The organism is Streptomyces sp. NPDC047081 (assembly GCF_040643775.1).
In the GTDB taxonomy this organism is placed as follows: Bacteria; Actinomycetota; Actinomycetes; order Streptomycetales; family Streptomycetaceae; genus Streptomyces.
In genome coordinates this window covers 391,804-407,948 of record NZ_JBEYUY010000005.1, presented here as the reverse complement: position 1 = coordinate 407,948, position 16,145 = coordinate 391,804, and the positions used below count along the sequence as shown (strand labels likewise).

The 16,145-nt window shown below is 72.9% G+C and carries 14 protein-coding genes; 12 read left to right on the top strand and 2 right to left on the bottom strand.

Translation table 11 applies throughout. The features are described from left to right. The first annotated feature begins 9 nt into the window (after positions 1-9). From ABZ848_RS12615 to solA, 3 genes are read left to right on the top strand one after another with little or no spacing between them, the layout of a single operon-like run. The gene (locus ABZ848_RS12615; RefSeq protein WP_360829658.1) at positions 10-858 is read left to right on the top strand and encodes a creatininase family protein; all 849 of its coding nucleotides are present in this window, start codon (positions 10-12) and stop codon (positions 856-858) included. Positions 859-915: 57 nt separating this feature from the next. After that, positions 916-2,373: an aldehyde dehydrogenase family protein gene (locus tag ABZ848_RS12610; RefSeq protein WP_360829655.1), complete on the top strand. Its 1,458-nt coding sequence runs from the start codon at positions 916-918 to the stop codon at positions 2,371-2,373. After that, positions 2,370-4,817: an N-methyl-L-tryptophan oxidase gene (solA, locus tag ABZ848_RS12605; protein ID WP_360829652.1), complete on the top strand. Its 2,448-nt coding sequence runs from the start codon at positions 2,370-2,372 to the stop codon at positions 4,815-4,817. The genes ABZ848_RS12610 and solA overlap by 4 nt, the downstream gene beginning before the upstream one ends. Positions 4,818-4,843: 26 nt before the next feature. Here solA and ABZ848_RS12600 read toward each other — a convergent pair whose 3' ends face one another. Further along, a complete protein-coding gene (locus tag ABZ848_RS12600; RefSeq protein WP_360829649.1) occupies positions 4,844-5,533 on the bottom strand; it encodes a GntR family transcriptional regulator in 690 nt (229 codons plus the stop codon). A 74-nt stretch (positions 5,534-5,607) separates the two neighbouring features. On the opposite strand from ABZ848_RS12600, the gene ABZ848_RS12595 reads away from it, so the two are divergent. From ABZ848_RS12595 to ABZ848_RS12570, 6 genes are read left to right on the top strand one after another with little or no spacing between them, the layout of a single operon-like run. Next, the gene (locus tag ABZ848_RS12595) at positions 5,608-6,267 is read left to right on the top strand and encodes a cyclase family protein (protein ID WP_360829647.1); all 660 of its coding nucleotides are present in this window, start codon (positions 5,608-5,610) and stop codon (positions 6,265-6,267) included. Further along, positions 6,264-7,910, top strand: a complete 1,647-nt coding sequence (locus tag ABZ848_RS12590) for a gamma-glutamyltransferase (protein WP_360829644.1) — start codon at positions 6,264-6,266, stop codon at positions 7,908-7,910. The genes ABZ848_RS12595 and ABZ848_RS12590 overlap by 4 nt, the downstream gene beginning before the upstream one ends. Next, positions 7,907-9,865, top strand: coding sequence for a primary-amine oxidase (locus ABZ848_RS12585; protein WP_360829641.1), 1,959 nt, complete (start codon positions 7,907-7,909; stop codon positions 9,863-9,865). The genes ABZ848_RS12590 and ABZ848_RS12585 overlap by 4 nt, the downstream gene beginning before the upstream one ends. Positions 9,866-9,903: 38 nt before the next feature. Beyond that, positions 9,904-11,256, top strand: coding sequence for an aromatic ring-hydroxylating dioxygenase subunit alpha (locus ABZ848_RS12580; RefSeq protein ID WP_360829638.1), 1,353 nt, complete (start codon positions 9,904-9,906; stop codon positions 11,254-11,256). A gap of 5 nt (positions 11,257-11,261) precedes the next feature. After that, positions 11,262-12,716: a glutamine synthetase family protein gene (locus ABZ848_RS12575; protein WP_360829635.1), complete on the top strand. Its 1,455-nt coding sequence runs from the start codon at positions 11,262-11,264 to the stop codon at positions 12,714-12,716. Continuing rightward, on the top strand, positions 12,706-13,692 hold the full coding sequence (locus ABZ848_RS12570; protein WP_360829632.1) for a PDR/VanB family oxidoreductase: 987 nt from the start codon (positions 12,706-12,708) through the stop codon (positions 13,690-13,692). Before ABZ848_RS12575 ends, ABZ848_RS12570 begins: the two co-directional genes overlap by 11 nt. On the opposite strand, the gene ABZ848_RS12565 is transcribed toward ABZ848_RS12570, so the two are convergent. Continuing rightward, positions 13,689-14,114: a YjbQ family protein gene (locus tag ABZ848_RS12565; RefSeq protein ID WP_360829629.1), complete on the bottom strand. Its 426-nt coding sequence runs from the start codon at positions 14,112-14,114 to the stop codon at positions 13,689-13,691. The two genes, ABZ848_RS12570 and ABZ848_RS12565, sit on opposite strands and share 4 nt — an antisense overlap. A 122-nt stretch (positions 14,115-14,236) precedes the next feature. Between ABZ848_RS12565 and ABZ848_RS12560 the strand changes: the two genes are divergently transcribed. The 3 genes from ABZ848_RS12560 (at position 14,237) to ABZ848_RS12550 (ending at position 16,139) form a co-directional block, all read left to right on the top strand. Then, on the top strand, positions 14,237-14,320 hold the full coding sequence (locus ABZ848_RS12560; RefSeq protein WP_343234701.1) for a putative leader peptide: 84 nt from the start codon (positions 14,237-14,239) through the stop codon (positions 14,318-14,320). A 137-nt stretch (positions 14,321-14,457) separates the two neighbouring features. Continuing rightward, positions 14,458-15,393, top strand: coding sequence for an ABC transporter permease (locus ABZ848_RS12555; RefSeq protein WP_360829626.1), 936 nt, complete (start codon positions 14,458-14,460; stop codon positions 15,391-15,393). Continuing rightward, positions 15,366-16,139 (top strand): ABC transporter ATP-binding protein, encoded by a 774-nt coding sequence (locus tag ABZ848_RS12550; protein WP_360829623.1) that lies wholly within the window; start codon positions 15,366-15,368, stop codon positions 16,137-16,139. Before ABZ848_RS12555 ends, ABZ848_RS12550 begins: the two co-directional genes overlap by 28 nt. Positions 16,140-16,145 lie beyond the last annotated feature (6 nt).

The following is a 16,145-nucleotide window of genomic DNA, read 5'->3' as shown; positions in this document are numbered from 1 at the left end:
AGGAGAGACATGCCTGCTTTCATCACCGGGCCCTGCGGACGGACCGTCCCCACGGAACTCGACGTCCCCGGCCTCGCGGCCCGACTCGGCGGCACCGGTGCCCCCGTCCTGTGGGAGGAATTGACCTGGCCGGAGGCCGGGACCACGACCGCCGCGCAGGACGCCGTCATCATTCCCGTGGGCGCCACCGAGCAGCACGGCCCCCATCTGCCCCTCGCCGTGGACACCCGGATCTGCGAGGCCGTCGCCCTCGGGGTGTCCGCCCTGACGGGGGTCCCCGTCCTGCCGCCGCTGAGCTTCGGGGTGTCCGCGTCCCACGGCGATTTCGCCGGGACGGTGGCGCTGCGCCCCGAGACCATGATCGCCGTCGTCGAGGACGTCATCGACTCGCTGTACGCCTCCGGGGTACGGCAGTTCGTCCTGCTGAACGGGCACATCTGGAACAACGGCGCCCTCGACGTCTCGGCCGAGAAGCTGAGGGTCCGTCATCGAGACGCGCGAGTAAGGGCGTTGGGGTACGTGACGATGTACCCCGGCCCCGAGGTCGACGGACATGTCACCTACGGCCGGGCGCTGATGCACGCCAACTTCTTCGAGACCTCGGTCATGTTGCACCTGGCCCCGGAGCTGGTGCGGATGGACCGGGCGACCTCCCATGTCGACGTCGACTCCTTCTGGGACTACCGCATGGACCAGGTCAGCGAGACCGGCGTGTGGGGCAGGGACGTGACCGACGCCGACGCCAAGCACGGGGCGGCGGAGTTCGACCGCTGCGTCCTGACCACCGCCAGGGCCGTGTCCGCGGCGGTCCGCGAGCCGTGGCCAGATCCGGCCCACCGGCCCGGCGGACGTACGTGAGCCGTACCTCACCCGGACGTGTCCCCTGCGCGACCCCTTGCCCCGAAGGAGAACACCTTGGACCCCAGCACCGCCCTCCCCTCACTGCCGGACTGCGAGCCCATGCTCATCGGCGGCGACTGGACCACGGGGACCTCACCGCAGCGGATCCCGGTGCTCGACCCCGCCACCCGAGAGCAGCTCACCACCATCGCGCAGTCGGGCCCGGACGAGGTGTCCGCGGCGGTCGCCGCCGCGTCCGCCGCACACCGCGACCGGCGCTGGCGCGGGCTCGCACCCCGGCAGCGCCGTGACGTGCTGCTGCGTCTCGCCGACCTGGTGGAGCGGGACGCCGAGCAGTTGGCGGTCCTGGACACCCTGGACAACGGCAAGGCCATCGAGCGCGCCCGGGGCGACGTGGACCTCGGCCTCCAGGCCATCCGGCACTTCGCCGGCGCCCCGGCCCGGCTGACCGGCACCGTCCACGCGGCCGGGCCCGACCGGCACGTCTACAGCGTGCGCGAACCGGTCGGCGTGGTGGCGGCCGTACTGCCGTGGAACTTCCCCTTCATGATCGCCGCCTGGAAGATCGCTCCCGCGCTGGCGGCGGGCTGCACGGTCGTCGTCAAACCGGCCGAGCAGACCCCGCTCACCGCGCTGCGGCTGGCCGCGCTCTGTCTGGAGGCGGGCGTCCCCGAGGGGGTGGTCAACGTGGTGACGGGTGACGGCCGTACGGGAGCGGAGCTGGTCGCCCACCCCGACGTCGCCAAGGTGTCCTTCACCGGGTCCACCGAGGTCGGGCGGCTGATCATGGCCGCCGCCGCGCCGACGGTGAAGCGGCTCACCCTCGAACTCGGTGGCAAGTCGCCCGACATCGTCTTCGCCGACGCCGACCTGGAGGCCGCCGTACCGGCCGCGGTCCGTGCGGTGTTCGGGCACTCCGGGCAGATGTGCACCGCCGGGAGCCGGCTCCTGGTCGAGCGCACGGTCCTCAAGGAGTTCCTCGACCTGCTGGTGCCCGCGGTGGAGGCCCTGCGGATCGGTCCGGGTCTGTCCGGCGGGGTCAACATCGGTCCCCTGGTGTCCCAGGAGCAGTACGACCGCGTCACCGGCTATGTCGAGGCGGGCCGCGCCGAGGGCGCCGAGGTGGCCGTGGGCGGAGAAGCGGTGCCCGGGCCGGGCTGGTTCGTGCGGCCGACGGTGTTCACGGGCGTCACGCCCGACATGCGGATCGCCAGGGAGGAGATCTTCGGCCCGGTCGCCGCGGTCATGCCCTTCGACACCGAGGAGGAGGCGATCGCGCTGGCCAACGACAGCGAGTACGGGCTCGCCGCGGGCGTGTGGACCGGAAGCCTCCAGCGCGCCCACCGCACCGCCGCCGCACTGGAGGCGGGCACCGTGTGGGTCAACACGTACAACGAGTTCGATCCCGCCGTGGCCTTCGGCGGGATGAAGCAGTCCGGCCTCGGCAGGGACCTCGGCGACGCCGCCGTCGACGGGTTCACCGAGCTCAAGAGCATCACGATCGCCCTGTGAGCGCCCCCGTGACGGCCGGGACCGCGGCCAGGCCCGCGCCCCCGGCCGCCCCCGCTCCGGATGTCGCGGCCGAGCGCGCCCGGACCCCCGGCTCCGCCACCGGCCACCACTTCAACGCGGCGGGCGCCGCCCTGCTCGCCAACGGCACCGTCGAGGCGGTCATCGACCACCTGCGGGCCGAGAGCCTGTCCGGCGGTTACGAGGCCGCCAAACACGCCGCCCCCGCCCTGGAGGCCGTCTACGCGCGCACCGCTCGACTCCTCGGCGTCGGCCCGGAGGAGGTCGCCCTCGTCGAGAGCGCGACGGCGGGCTGGCAGCGCGCGGTCTCGGCACTGCGCTTGCGCCCCGGCGACCGGGTCCTGGCCGCCCGCTCCAGCTACGTCAGCTGCGCCCTGCAGCTGCTGGCGGCCGAGCGCGACCTCGGCGTCCGCGTCGAGCTGCTGCCCAACGGCCCTGACGGCGCGGTGGACTTGGCGGCGCTGGAGGCGGCACTGCGGGCCGGTCCCGCCGCGCTGGTCACCGCGGCCCATGTGCCGACCTCCTCGGGCCTGGTCGAACCGGCAGCCGACATCGGCGCGTTGGCGAGGGCCCATGGGGTGCCGTTCCTGCTGGACGCCACGCAGTCGCTCGGCCAACTGCCCGTCGACATGGGCGTCATCGGCTGCGACCTCCTCATCGGGACCGGCCGCAAGTTCCTGCGCGCCCCGCGCGGTACCGGCCTGCTCGCGGTCCGCCGCCCGCTCCTGGAACGGCTCGCCCCCGAGGCCCCCGACGTCCGGGGTGCCCGCTGGACCGCCGAGCGGAGCTTTGAACTGGTGCCGGACGCCAAGCGGTTCGAGCTGTGGGAGGCCGCGCACGCCCTGCGCCTCGGCCTGGGTGCCGCGCTGGCCTCGCTCGAATCCCTGGGCGTGGACGTCGTCGGCGGGCACCTGGCGGCGCTCGCCACGGGTCTGCGGGAGCGGCTCGCGGAACTGCCGGGCGTACACATCACCGACCCACCGGCCGCCGGCGGCGCCATCGTCACCTTCCTGGTCGACGGACTCGACGCCTCCGACGTACAGCGCGAACTCGCCGAGCGCCGGGTCCATCTGGTCGCGGTGCCAGCCGGGCACGGGCGCTGGGACATGGATCCCCGGGGGCTGACCAAGGTGGTCCGGGCCTCGGTGCACGTCTACAACGACCAGTCCGACCTGGACGCCCTGGTGGAGGCGGTGCGGGAGATCGTACGGGGGCACGGGGCGGACGTACGGGCCGGGCGGAGAGACGTACGGGCCGGGCGGAGAGCTGATGCGGAGGTGCGGGCGCCTCATGTCACGCCCGCCCCCGCACCGGGTGCGGCCCTCCGCCGCCACGACGCGATCGTCGTCGGTCTCGGCGTCCACGGCACCGCCGCCCTGCACCGGCTGGCCGCACGCGGACTCGACGTCCTGGGCCTGGAGCAGTACGCGGCGGTCCACGAACTCGGTTCCTCGCACGGTGCGACCCGGATGATCCGGCGCGCCTATCCCCACCCCGACTGGGACGGCCTGCTGGACACGGCCTACCAGGCCTGGGCGGAGCTGGAGGCGGAGGCGAAGACCCAACTCCTGGACATCACCGGTGGGTTGTACGCGGCCCCGCTGGACCGGCCCGATCCGCTGCGCGGCCCCGGCTGCCGTCGGGTCGGCCCCGACGAGGCGGCGCGGATCTTCCCGGGGCTCCGGCTGCCCGCCGGATTCGGCGCGGTGCACGACCCGGCGGCCGGGATCATCGACGCACGGGAGACACTGCGGACCCAACTCACGCTGGCCGAACGGTCGGGCGCGGCCGTGCTGGACCGTACACCGGTCCTCGGCTGGGAGCCGGACGGCGACGAGGTCGTCGTACGCACCACCGACGGCGAACTGCGCACGCGCCGTCTGGTGCTGTGCACGGGTCCCTGGACGGCGGCCCAAGTCCCCTCGCTCGCACCGCATCTGACGGTCACTCGCATAGTGAACGCCTACTTCGAGGCCGACTCCGAGGGCCCCCTGGGCCGCTCCGGTCTGGGCAGCTTCTCGGTGGATCTCCCGCAGGGTCTGCTGTACGGGTTCCCCGCCGCCGACGACCGCGGTCTCAAGGCGGGCCTGGACAGCGGGCCGGCCTGGGATCCGGACGCGCCCCGTCCCCCGGCGAGTTCGGACGAACTCGCCCTGCTCGCCGAGGCGGTGGCGCAGGTGCTGCCAGGGGCGGGACCGGTGACCGAGAGCCTGACGTGTCTGTACACGGTGACGGCGGACCGTCGCTTCATCGTCGGCGAAGTGCCGGGCGCGCCCCAGGTGCTGGTGGCGTCCGCCTGCTCGGGGCACGGGTTCAAGTTCGGTCCGGCTATCGGCGAGGCACTGGCCGACCTCGTGTGCGGGACCGCCCGCCCGGACCTCGAATTCCTCTCCCCCGCACGGCTGTCGACGGGTGGGGCCCGATGAGGGGCCCCACGGCCGTCTCCGCCGCCTCAGCCGTGGAACACGGTCTGGGAGCGGCGCTCGTACCAGGCCGTCAGATGCTCGCCCGAGCTGATGACGTGGTCGCGCATGGCGTCGTCGGCGCGGTCGGGGTCGCCGGCGGCCAGGGCCTCGATGATCGCCTCGTGCTGGCGGATGTTCTCCTGCCGGTGGCGTTCGTCGCCCGCGAGGGCGAGCGAGGAGACGTTGCGCGGGAAGCTCTCGTTGATGCGCTCGATCATCCGGCTCAGCCAGGGGTTGTCGGCCGCCTCGCAGACGACCGTGTGGAAGCAGTCGTTGGCGGCGGTGGTGGCGGGGCTGCCGCCGGTCTCGCGCTCCGCCGCCTCCCGCAGAACGGCGTTGTGCTCGCGCAGGGCGGCGAGCTGGCGGTCCGTGATGCGGGCGGCGGCACGCCGGGCGGCCAGGCCCTCCAGCTCGGCACGCACCTCGTACGCCTGGCGCACCTCCCAGGGCGCGGGCACCCGGACCACGGCGCCGCGATGGGGCTGCATCTCGATCAGGCCGCCGTTCTGCAGCTGACGCAGCGCTTCGCGCACCGGAGTGCGGCTGACCCCGAACTCGGCGGCCAGTGCCGCCTGGCGCAGCGGCTTGCCGATCGCCAGTTCGCCGTTCATGATCCGCGCGCGGATGCGGGCCGCGATGTCGTCGACGAGGGGGCCCTCGTCTGTCTGGGGCGTCATCGGAGTCGGTCAAGCCCTTCTCGATCGATCATTGGATCCATTTCCATGATATCCGCATCCAATAGGAGGACCGCATGGTCATGAACGTGGATTTCGCCAAGGCCATCGACGTGTCCGTTCCCATCCACCCCGGAATGCTCCACTGGGGCCGCCGCCCCGAGATGGAGATCGTGGAGTCCCGCACCGCCGGCGACCCGTCCAACGTCAGCCGCTGGCGCATCGGCGCCCACACCGGCACCCACATCGACGCGCCCGCGCACTTCATCGACGGCGGCAGGACGGTCGACCGGCTCGACCTGTCCGCGCTCAACGGCGTCGCCCGGATCCTCGACCTGACCCATGTGAAGGAGCAGATCACCGCCGCCGACCTGGACGCGGCCGGCCTCCGCGACGAGGAGCGGGTGCTGCTGCGCACCAGCAATTCCGAGGGCGTACTGCGCAGCCCGTGGAAGGCCAGAGAGTGGGTCGGACTCGCCCCGGACGGCGCGGAACGCCTCATCGAGGCCGGGGTGCGCACCGCGGGCATCGACTACCTGAGCATCGAGGCCGTCGCCTACACCACCCACTGGGAGACCCACCAACTGCTGTGCGCGGCCGAGGTGTTGATCCTCGAAGTGGTCGATCTGCTGCACACACCGGCGGGCGTCTACGACATGCTCTCGCTCCCCCTGCCGCTTCAGGGCGCCGAGGCCGCCCCCTCGCGCACGGTTCTCCTGCCCCGGGACGACGCGTGAGCGCCGGCTCCCGGCTGATCCTCGCCGCACCGCACCCGGCCGCGCTCTCGGCCGCCCGCCGAGCGGCGGAGCGCGGCGGCAACGCGGTGGACGCCGCACTCGCCGCGGCCGCCGCCCTCACCGTCGTCTACCCCCACCAGTGCTCCCTGGGCGGCGACCTGATCGCCCTCGTCCACTCCCCCGGCGGGACCGTGCGCGCGATCGTGTCCGCCGGGGCCGCCGCACAGAACGTGGACGTCGAGGCCCTGCGCGCCGCGGACGAGCGGATGCCCGCGCAGGGGCCGCAGACGGTGACGGTGCCCGGCGTGGTCGCCGGCTGGGCGGCGCTCGCCGAGTCCCACGGCACGCCGGGCGCCCTCGCGCCCGCACTGCGGGACGCGGCCGAACTGGCTCAGGACGGTGCCACGGTCTCGGCCGGCCTGGCGCGCGCGATGGTCGAGCGGGCCGCGCACATCGCCGCGGACCCCGGACTCACCACCCTGCTGACCGACCCCGACGGGGCCCCGCTCACCGAGGGTGCCCCGCTTCCGCAGCCGCGGCTGGCCGCCGTACTCCGAAGCCTTGCCGACGAGCCCTGGTCCTTCTACCGGGGAGCGGTGGCCGAGACCCTCGCGGACGGCCTGCGCCGGGCGGGCAGCCCACTGACGGCCGCCGACCTGGCGGCCCACCGGGCGGAGACCGTCGAGCCGTTGGTACTGGACACGGCACGGACACGTTGGTGGGCCGCGCCTCCGCCGAGTCAGGGGGCGACGCTGCTTGCTGTACTGGACACCGCTGTCGTAAGCGGAACTGGCGAACTCCGGTACCGTGCAGCGCCCTTTCAGGGGCGCGGGGAACTGCGCGACCAGCCCCCACCGGCCCGCGGTGAACAACCCACCCATGCGGCGGAAAGCCTGGCGCTCCTCTGCCAGGACGCCTCCGCGGCCCGCGACCGCCTGCTGGGCGACCCGCGCGGCTCGCGGCCGGACCTCGGCGGGCTGCTGCGGCCCGCCCCACTCGTCGGCGCACAGCCACCGAAACCGCCCTCCCGCCCCGCCGGGGACACCGTGGCCATCACGGCGGTCGACTCCTCCGGCCTCGCGATCTCCCTGATCCAGAGCGTCTACCAGACCTTCGGCTCCGGCATCTGCGACCCCGCCACCGGCATCGTGCTGCACAACCGCGGCTCGGCGTTCAGCCTGGAGCCCGGCCACCCGGCGCTCATCGGCCCCGGCCTGCGGCCCCCGCACACCCTGTGCCCGGTACTCGGCCGCTCCGCCGACCTGCTGCTGGCCGCGGGCTGCCAGGGCGGCCGGGCCCAGCCGCAGATCCTCGCCCAGACCGTGCCCGCCCTGATGGACCCCGACGCCGATCCGGCCACCGTGCTGGACCGCCCGCGCTGGGTGGTCGGCGCCCGCGACATCGGCCACGAGACACAGACCCTGCTGGTCGAGCCCGGGGCCGTGTCCGCCACCACGGGCGCGCTCCCGCCGGGGCTGCCGGTCGTCGTCGCACCCGGCCGCACCGACCTCGCCGGCCACACGCAGGCCGTACGACTGTCCGCCGACGGCCGCCTCGACGGCGCCGCCGATCCGCGCGCCGACGGCGGCACCCTGCTGTACGCCGCCCCGGCGGACCGCGCACCGGAAGGAACCCCCGCATGAGCACCCTCGCCCCCGAACCCGTACCGGCAGCCGACGCACCCCATCCGCTGGACCCGCTGACCGTGACCGAACTGGCCACCGCGGTAGCGGTGTTGAAGGCGGACACCCGGGTCACCGAGGACGCGCGCTTCTGGGGCGTGGCCCTGGACGAGGACCACGCCCGGCACGCCGTACCGGGCGATCCCCGACGGGCCCGCGCAGTCGTCATCTGCCCCTCCGCGCACCTCGCCTACGAGGTCGCCCTCGAACTCGGCGACAAACCGCAGAGCACCGCCTGGCGGGAGTTGGACGTGCGCAGCCCGGGCTGCTCCTCCGAGGAGGCCCGCCAGGCCGCCGCCGCGTGCCGGGCCGACCCGCGCTTCAGGGAGGCGCTCGCCCTGCGCGGCATCCACGACGTGTCGCTGGTCATGGTGGACCCGGAGTCGATCGGCGGCTTCGAACCACCCGAGTACCCGGGGCGCCGGCTGTCCTGGGGCAGCGTCTGGCACCGCACCTCCGAGGACGACAACGGTTATGCGCGCCCGGTGCAGGGCGTGGTGCCGATCATCGACATGGAGTCGATGGAGGTCCTGCACATCGAGGACCACGGCATCGTCCCTCTGTCGGAGGAGTCCGGCGCGTTCGGCGCGGGCGTCGTGCCGGAGCGAACAGGCCTGAGGCCACTGGAGGTCGTCCAGCCCGACGGGCCCAGCTTCACCGTCACCGGTCAGCGGCTCGACTGGCAGGGCTGGTCGGTGCGGGTCGGCTTCAGCCACCGCGAGGGTCTGGTGCTGCACGACCTGACCTTCGACGCGGCCGGGAAGGGTCCGCGCCAGGTGGTCCGGCGTGCGGCGGTGAACGAGATGTACGTCCCCTACTTCGACACCGCCTCGACCCAGTACCGCAAGAACTTCTTCGACTGGGGCGAGTACGGCGCGGGCCCGCTCACCAACTCCCTCGCCCTGGGCTGCGACTGCCTCGGTGTGATCCAGTATTTCGACGCGGCGGTGCTCGGCGGCGACGGCGTCCCCCGGCTCGTCCCCAACGCCGTCTGCGTGCACGAGGAGGACGACGGCATCCTCTGGAAGCACCACGACGGCCGCACCGGCCGCACCGAGGTGCGTCGCTCCCGCCGTCTGATCATCTCGGCGTTCGCCACGGTCGCCAACTACGACTACGGCTTCTACTGGTCGCTGTACCAGGACGGTTCGGTGATGCTGGAGATCAAGATGACCGGCATCCTCTCCGCGACCGGTGTCACGGAGGACGAGGAGACGCCGTACGCGCGCCGGGTCGCCCCGAACGTCGCGGTCACCAACCACCAGCACTTCTTCGCCGTACGACTGGACATGGCGGTGGACGGCACCGGCAACCGCCTGGTCGAGGTCACCGCGGAGCCCGAGACCGACCCGGAGCTGAACCCGTACGGAAACGCGGCCCGGACCGTGCTGCGTCCGATCCTCAGCGAGGCGGAGGGCGGCCGGCGCACGGACCCCTCCCGCGCCTTGCACTGGCGGGTGGAGAGCACCGAGGCCCGCAACCGGATGGGGGAACCGACCGCGTACCGCGTGCACGTGGAGAGCACCGCGGTGCTTCCGGTGCGCGAGGACAGTGTGTGCGCCCGCCGTGCCCCGTTCGTGGGGCGGCAGTTGTGGGCGACGGCCTACGCCCCGGAGCGGCGGTTCGTCGCCGGTGAGTATCCCAACCAGGCCGAGCCCGGCGCCGACGGCGTGCACAAGTGGCAGGAGGAGAACCGGTCGTTGGACGGCACGGACCTGGTGCTGTGGGCCACGATCGGCTCCCACCACTTCCCGCGCCCCGAGGAGTGGCCCGTGATGCCGGTCGCCAAGGCGCGGCTGCGCCTGGAACCCGACGGCTTCTTCGACCGCAACCCGGCCCTGGACGTGCCCGCACCGGTCTCCTGCCACACACCGAAGCACCAGTCGTCCGCGACGCCGGACCACTGCTGCGGCTGACCCCGTTCCCCCTCTGTGACACTTCGGAAGGGCTTGAGATGCGCGAGGAAGAGAACCGACGGCTCACCCGGACCGGCCCGGGCACCCCGGCCGGCGAGTGGATGCGCCGCTACTGGCAGCCCGTCGCCCTGAGCGAGGAACTCGACGGCGTACGGCCCCTGGTGGCGCCCAGGGTGATGGGCCAGGCCCTTGTCCTGTTCCGGGACGACGACGGCGAACTCGGCCTCGTCGACCGCGGCTGCCCGCACCGCGGCGCCGACCTGGCGCTCGGCCGGCTGGAGGACGGCGGCCTGCGCTGCTGCTTCCACGGCTGGCTCTTCGGCCGCGACGGCAGCTGCCTGGACACGCCCGCCGAGCCCGCGGGCAGCCCACTCAAGTCCCGTGTCCGCCTGGCCAGTTACCCGGTCCGCGAGATCAACGGCATCGTGTGGGGCTACCTCGGCCCCGGCGAACCGCCCGAACTCCCCGCTCTGGACTGCTTCCGGGCACCCGCCGACCACGCCTTCGCCTGGAAGGGCCTGCTTGAGTGCAACTGGCTCCAGGCCCTGGAGGTCGGCATCGACCCCGCCCACGCCTCCTACCTCCACCGCTTCTTCCAGGACGAGGACCCCGAGGACGGCTACGGCAAGCAGTTCCGGGCCGCCTCCCGGGGCACGGACCTGCCGATGACGAAGATCCTGCGTGAGTACGGACGGCCGGACATCGACGCCGTGCGCACCCCGTACGGCATCCGCATCACCGCCCTGCGCACCCTGGACGGCACGGACACCTCGGGCCGCACGATGGACGGCAGCCGCACCCATGTCCGCGTCACGCATCAGGTGTTCCCGCACGCCTTCCACATCCCGCTCGACGCGGAGACGGCGATCACCCAGTGGCATGTGCCGATCGACGACGACTCCTGCTACTGGTACGCCCTGTTCACCAGCGTCGGCGCCCCGGTGGACGGCGCGGAGATGCGGCGGCAGCGGGTCGGCGCGGTCACCCTGCCCGACTACCGCCCGCGCTTCGGCCGCGCGAACGACTACGGCTACGACCCCGAGGAACAGCGGACGACGACGTACACCGGACTCGGCACCGACATCAACGTGCACGACCAGTGGGCGGTGGAGGGGCAGGGCGCGGTCCAGGACCGTACGCGCGAGCATCTGGGCCGCTCGGACAAGGCGATCGTGATGTACCGGCGCATGCTCGGCGAGGCCGTCTCCGCCGTCGAGCGCGGTGAGAACCCGCCCCTGATACTGCCGCCCGAGGAGGCCGCGCTGGTCCAGGGGCCGGTCACGCTCGACGGCATCGGGCCCACCGAAGGCTGGCAGGAGCACTGGGCGGCCGCCACCGCCAAGCAGCGCGCCGACAGCAGCTGGGCGCAGCCCGTCGGAACGGACGGCTGAGCGGCGTGGGATTCATCGAGCGCCACGGCCTGTGGAGCCCCGAACAGACGGCGGCGGCCGGGGAGATACGCGAGCGCGCCGAGAGCGGCGACATGAAGGTCGTACGGCTCGTCTTCGCCGACCAGCACGGACTGCTGCGCGGCAAGACCGTCACGGTGGGGGAACTGCCCAACGTGCTGCGTGAGGGCACCGGCATCGCCTCGTCGCTCCTCGCCAAGGACACCTCGGGGCGCACCGTCTTCCCCCTCTTCACCAAGGAGACGCCGCTCGGGCTCCCCGAGCTGCGGGGCGCCGCCGACATGGTGATGATCCCGGACCCGCTGACCTTCCGGATGCTGCCCTGGTCGCCGGGCACGGGCTGGCTGCTGTGCGATCTGCGGTTCACCACGGGAGCACCGGTTCCGTTGTGCACGCGCGGGCTGCTGCGATCGGTGCTGGAGCAGGCCGGCGGGCTGGCCTACCGCACCGGCCTGGAAGTGGAGTTCCACCTCTTCCGGCTCACCGATCCGCGCCTGGGCCCCGGTGATCCGGGCCAGCCGGGTGCCGCTCCCGAGGTCGGCATGCTCAACCACGGCTACCAGTACCTCAGCGAGCTGCGGTACGACGAGTTGGACCCGATCCTCGACGTCCTGCGCGCGAACATCGAGGGGCTGGGACTGCCACTGCGCAGCTTGGAGGTCGAATTCGGGCCGAGCCAGGTCGAGTTGACCCTCCAGCCCGCCGACGGGCTCGGCACGGCCGATGCGATGGTGCTCCTGCGCGGCGCCGTCAAACAGGTCGCCGCCCGGCACGGCCACCACGCCACCTTCATGTGCCGCCCCCATCTGCCCGGGGTGTTCTCCAGCGGCTGGCATCTGCACCAGAGCATGCTGCGGGGCGGCGTCGGTGTCTTCGCCCCGGAGGCAGCAGAGGTGGGCGGTGCCGACGGCACGGTGTCCGGACGGCCGCCCCTGTCGCCGTACGGGACCGCCTTCCTCGGCGGGCTGCTGCGGCACGCACGGGCCACCAGCGCGTTCTCCACGCCCACCCTCAACGGCTTCAAGCGCTTCCGGTCCCTCTCACTGGCCCCCGACCGTGCGGTGTGGGGGCGTGACAACCGCGGAGCGATGGTGCGGGTCCTGGGTGACGGGCCGTCATCGACACGGCTGGAGAACCGCATCGGTGAACCGGCGGCCAATCCCTACCTCTACCTCGCCTCCCAGCTCGCCGCCGGGCTGGACGGGGTGGCGGGCGGTTTCGACCCCGGCCCGGCGGCGGACGAGCCGTACGGCACCCACGCCGAGCCGCTGCCGCGCTCGCTCGGCGAGGCCCTGGACGCGTTGGAGGCGGACGAAAGCCTCGCGAGCCGGCTCGGCAAGGACTTCGTGTCCTACTACGCCGGCATCAAGCGCGCGGAGATCGCCCGCTTCGAGCAGGAGGTCACCGACTGGGAACAACGGGAGTACTTCCGTGTCTTCTGATGCCTCACCGTCCACGGAACGTCTGCTGGTCCGGCAGGTGCGCTGGGTCGCCCGCGACGTCGTGGAACTCCGGCTGACCCGGCCCGACGACGGCGAACTGCCCGTGTGGGAGCCGGGGGCCCACGTCGAACTCGTCCTGCCTTCGGGGCTGCGACGCGCCTACTCCCTGTGCGGGAACCCGACGGACGCCCGCGCGTGGACGGTCGCCGTGCACCGGATGCCCGACGGACGCGGCGGCTCGCGCGAGATCCACGACACCGCGCTGGTGGGACGGGAGTTGGAGGTGACAGGCCCGGTCAACCGCTTCCCCCTGCTCCCCGCGGAGGGCTATCTCCTGCTGGCCGGCGGCATCGGCATCACGCCGCTGCTCCCGATGGCCCGCGAACTCACCGCGCGCGGCCTGCCCTGGCGGCTGGTCCTGGGCGCCCGCGACCGGTCGCGTCTCGCGTACGTCGACGAACTCCTGGAGTTGGGCGGGAACCGCGTACTGCTCGTGCCGCAGGACGAGGCGGGTCTGCCGGACCTGGCCGCCGAGATCGCAGCGGCTCCGCCCGGTCACGCGGTCTACGCCTGCGGACCGACGCCGATGCTCGACGCGGTGACGGCCCTGTGCCGCGCGGCGGATCCGGCGCGGACGGCGCACACGGAGCGCTTCGCCCCGGGCGACGACGACACGCACGTCGTAGGCGCAGAAGTCGTAGGCGCAGAAGGGGAGTTCGAGGTCGTGCTGTGTCGCTCCGGACTGCGTGCGACCGTGCCCGCGGACCGTTCCGTGCTGGACGTCGTCCGGGAGTTGCTGCCGGCCGTGCCGTACTCGTGCGAGGAGGGCTACTGCGGTAGCTGCGAGACACCGGTCGCGGCCGGGACGCCGGACCACCGCGACACGGTGATCGACCCGTCCGAACGCGCTACCGCCACCACGATGATGATCTGCGTGAGCCGCTCCGCGTCCCCGGTGCTGGAGCTCGACCTCTAGCCCGCGAGAAACGTCAAGCGCACCTTTCGCTGCGGATTGTCCCTGTTCGTGTCCACCAGACAGACCGACTGCCAGGTCCCCAACTCCAGTCCCCCGCCCACGACCGGCAGCGTCGCGTGCGGTGGTACGAACGCCGGGAGCACGTGGTCGCGGCCGTGGCCGGGGCTGCCGTGGCGGTGCTGCCAGCGGTCGTCGGCGGGGAGGAGGGTGTGGAGTGCGGCGAGGAGGTCGTCGTCGCTGCCGGCGCCCGTTTCGATGATGGCGATGCCGGCCGTGGCGTGCGGGACGAAGATGTTGAGGAGGCCGTCGCGGCCGGCGGCCGCCTCGCGCAGGAAGGCCTCGCAGTCGCGGGTCAGGTCGAAGACCCGCTCGTTCGAGCCGGTGGCGATGTTCAGGACTCGGGTGGTGAAGGCATCTGACATGGGCCCATCCTGACCCATGTGCCGGGATTCGCACGTCAACGGCCGCCCGCTGGTTGATACGAGCGGTCCATTCCGCGAGACACCATTGACCGTGCACCGACCAGCTGGCTACTTTCGGCCGCATGTTGCGCTCAGCCCTGCTCACCACGCGCGGTCACATCGACCTGCTGCGGGTGGCCTCCGCCGCGTGTTGTCGCGGCTGCTGACGCCTTCTCCCCACCTCACTTCCGCATCGCCCTCCCCGCCGCTGACCGGCAGGCGCGTCGCCGACACGCGTCGTCCCACGCCGTGGCGCTGAGGCGCGTACCCCTCTCCGGACGATCTCCCCCACTCGTGGAGCATCATGAGCATCAGCCATGCCCCGCCCGGCTCTCCCGAACCCGATATTTCGGAAATATCCCAGGAGGGCGCCGAGGCCGGTGACGCGAAGGGTGCCGAACAGGGCGCCCAGGCCGAGCCCCTCTCCGGCTCCGACCTCGACCTCACCCCCATCGTCCCCGCCTCCGCCCGCCGCACCCGCGTCCCCCGCTGGCTGCGCCGCACCACCGGGCCCGTCCTGCTCCTCGTCCTGTGGCAACTCCTCAGCGCCACCGGCGTGTTGACCGCCGACGTGCTCGCCTCGCCCGGTCGGATCGCGCAGGTCGGCTGGGACTTGACCGCCGACGGTTCGCTGCCCGGCGCGATCGGGACCTCACTGCAGCGGGTGGCCGGCGGACTGCTGCTCGGCACGGTGATCGGCACCGGACTCGCCCTGGTCTCGGGCCTGTTCAGGGTCGGCGAGGATCTCGTGGACGCGCCGGTACAGATGCTGCGGACCGTGCCGTTCGTGGGTCTCATCCCGCTGTTCATCATCTGGTTCGGCATCGGCGAGGCCCCGAAGATCGCGATCATCACGCTCGGTGTGACCTTCCCGCTCTACCTCAACGTGTACGCCGGAATCCGGGGCGTGGACGCCCAGTTGATCGAGGCCGGGGAGTCCCTGGGGCTCTCCCGCTGGGGGCTCGTGCGGCACGTCGTGCTGCCGGGGGCGCTGCCCGGCGCGCTCACCGGGCTGCGCTACTCGCTCGGCATCGCCTGGCTGGCGCTGGTCTTCGCCGAGCAGGTCAACGCGGACGCCGGCATCGGCTTCCTGATGGTGCAGGCGCGGGACTTCCTGCGCACCGACGTGATCGTGGTCTGCCTGATCGTCTACGCCTTCCTCGGTCTGCTGGCCGACCTCATCGTCCGTACCCTCGAAAGGCTGTTGCTGCAATGGCGACCGACGTTCACGGGCCGGTGAGCCCGAGCCCGGCGACGGCCGGCGAGGCCGTGCGCCCCCTCCAGGCCGTACACGTGGCAGGGCTGACCCGCTCCTTCGACGGCCGTGCCGTCATCGACGACCTCCGACTGGACGTCCGGCCGGGCGAGTTCGTGGCCCTGCTCGGCCGCAGCGGCTGCGGCAAGTCGACCCTGCTGCGCATCCTGGCCGGACTCGACCGCGACATCCGGGGCACCGTCCTGGTCCCGCGCCGCAAGGCCGTCGCCTTCCAGGCACCGCGGCTGATGCCGTGGAAGAAGGTGTGGCGCAACGTCCTGCTCGGCCTGCCCGGCAAGCCCGGGCGTGCCGTCGCCGAGAAGGCGCTCGAAGAGGTGGGCCTGGACCACCGCACCGACGCCTGGCCCAAGACCCTCTCCGGCGGCGAGGCCCAACGCGCCTCGCTGGCACGGGCGTTGGTCCGCGAGCCCGATCTGCTGCTGCTCGACGAGCCGTTCGGCGCCCTGGACGCACTGACCCGTATCAAGGCCCAGCGGCTGGTGGGCGAGTTGTGGCAGCGGCGCGGCTGCGCGGTGCTGCTGGTCACGCACGACGTCGAGGAGGCCGTGCTGCTCGCCGACCGCGTCCTGGTGATGGACGACGGCGTCATCGCGCACGAGCAGACGATCGACCTCGCCCGCCCGCGCGACATCGCCGCCCCCCGCTTCGCCGAGCTCCGCGCCGGCCTGCTGGAACGGCTCGGCGTCGACACCGCCGCCGAAGCCGCCTGAACTCTC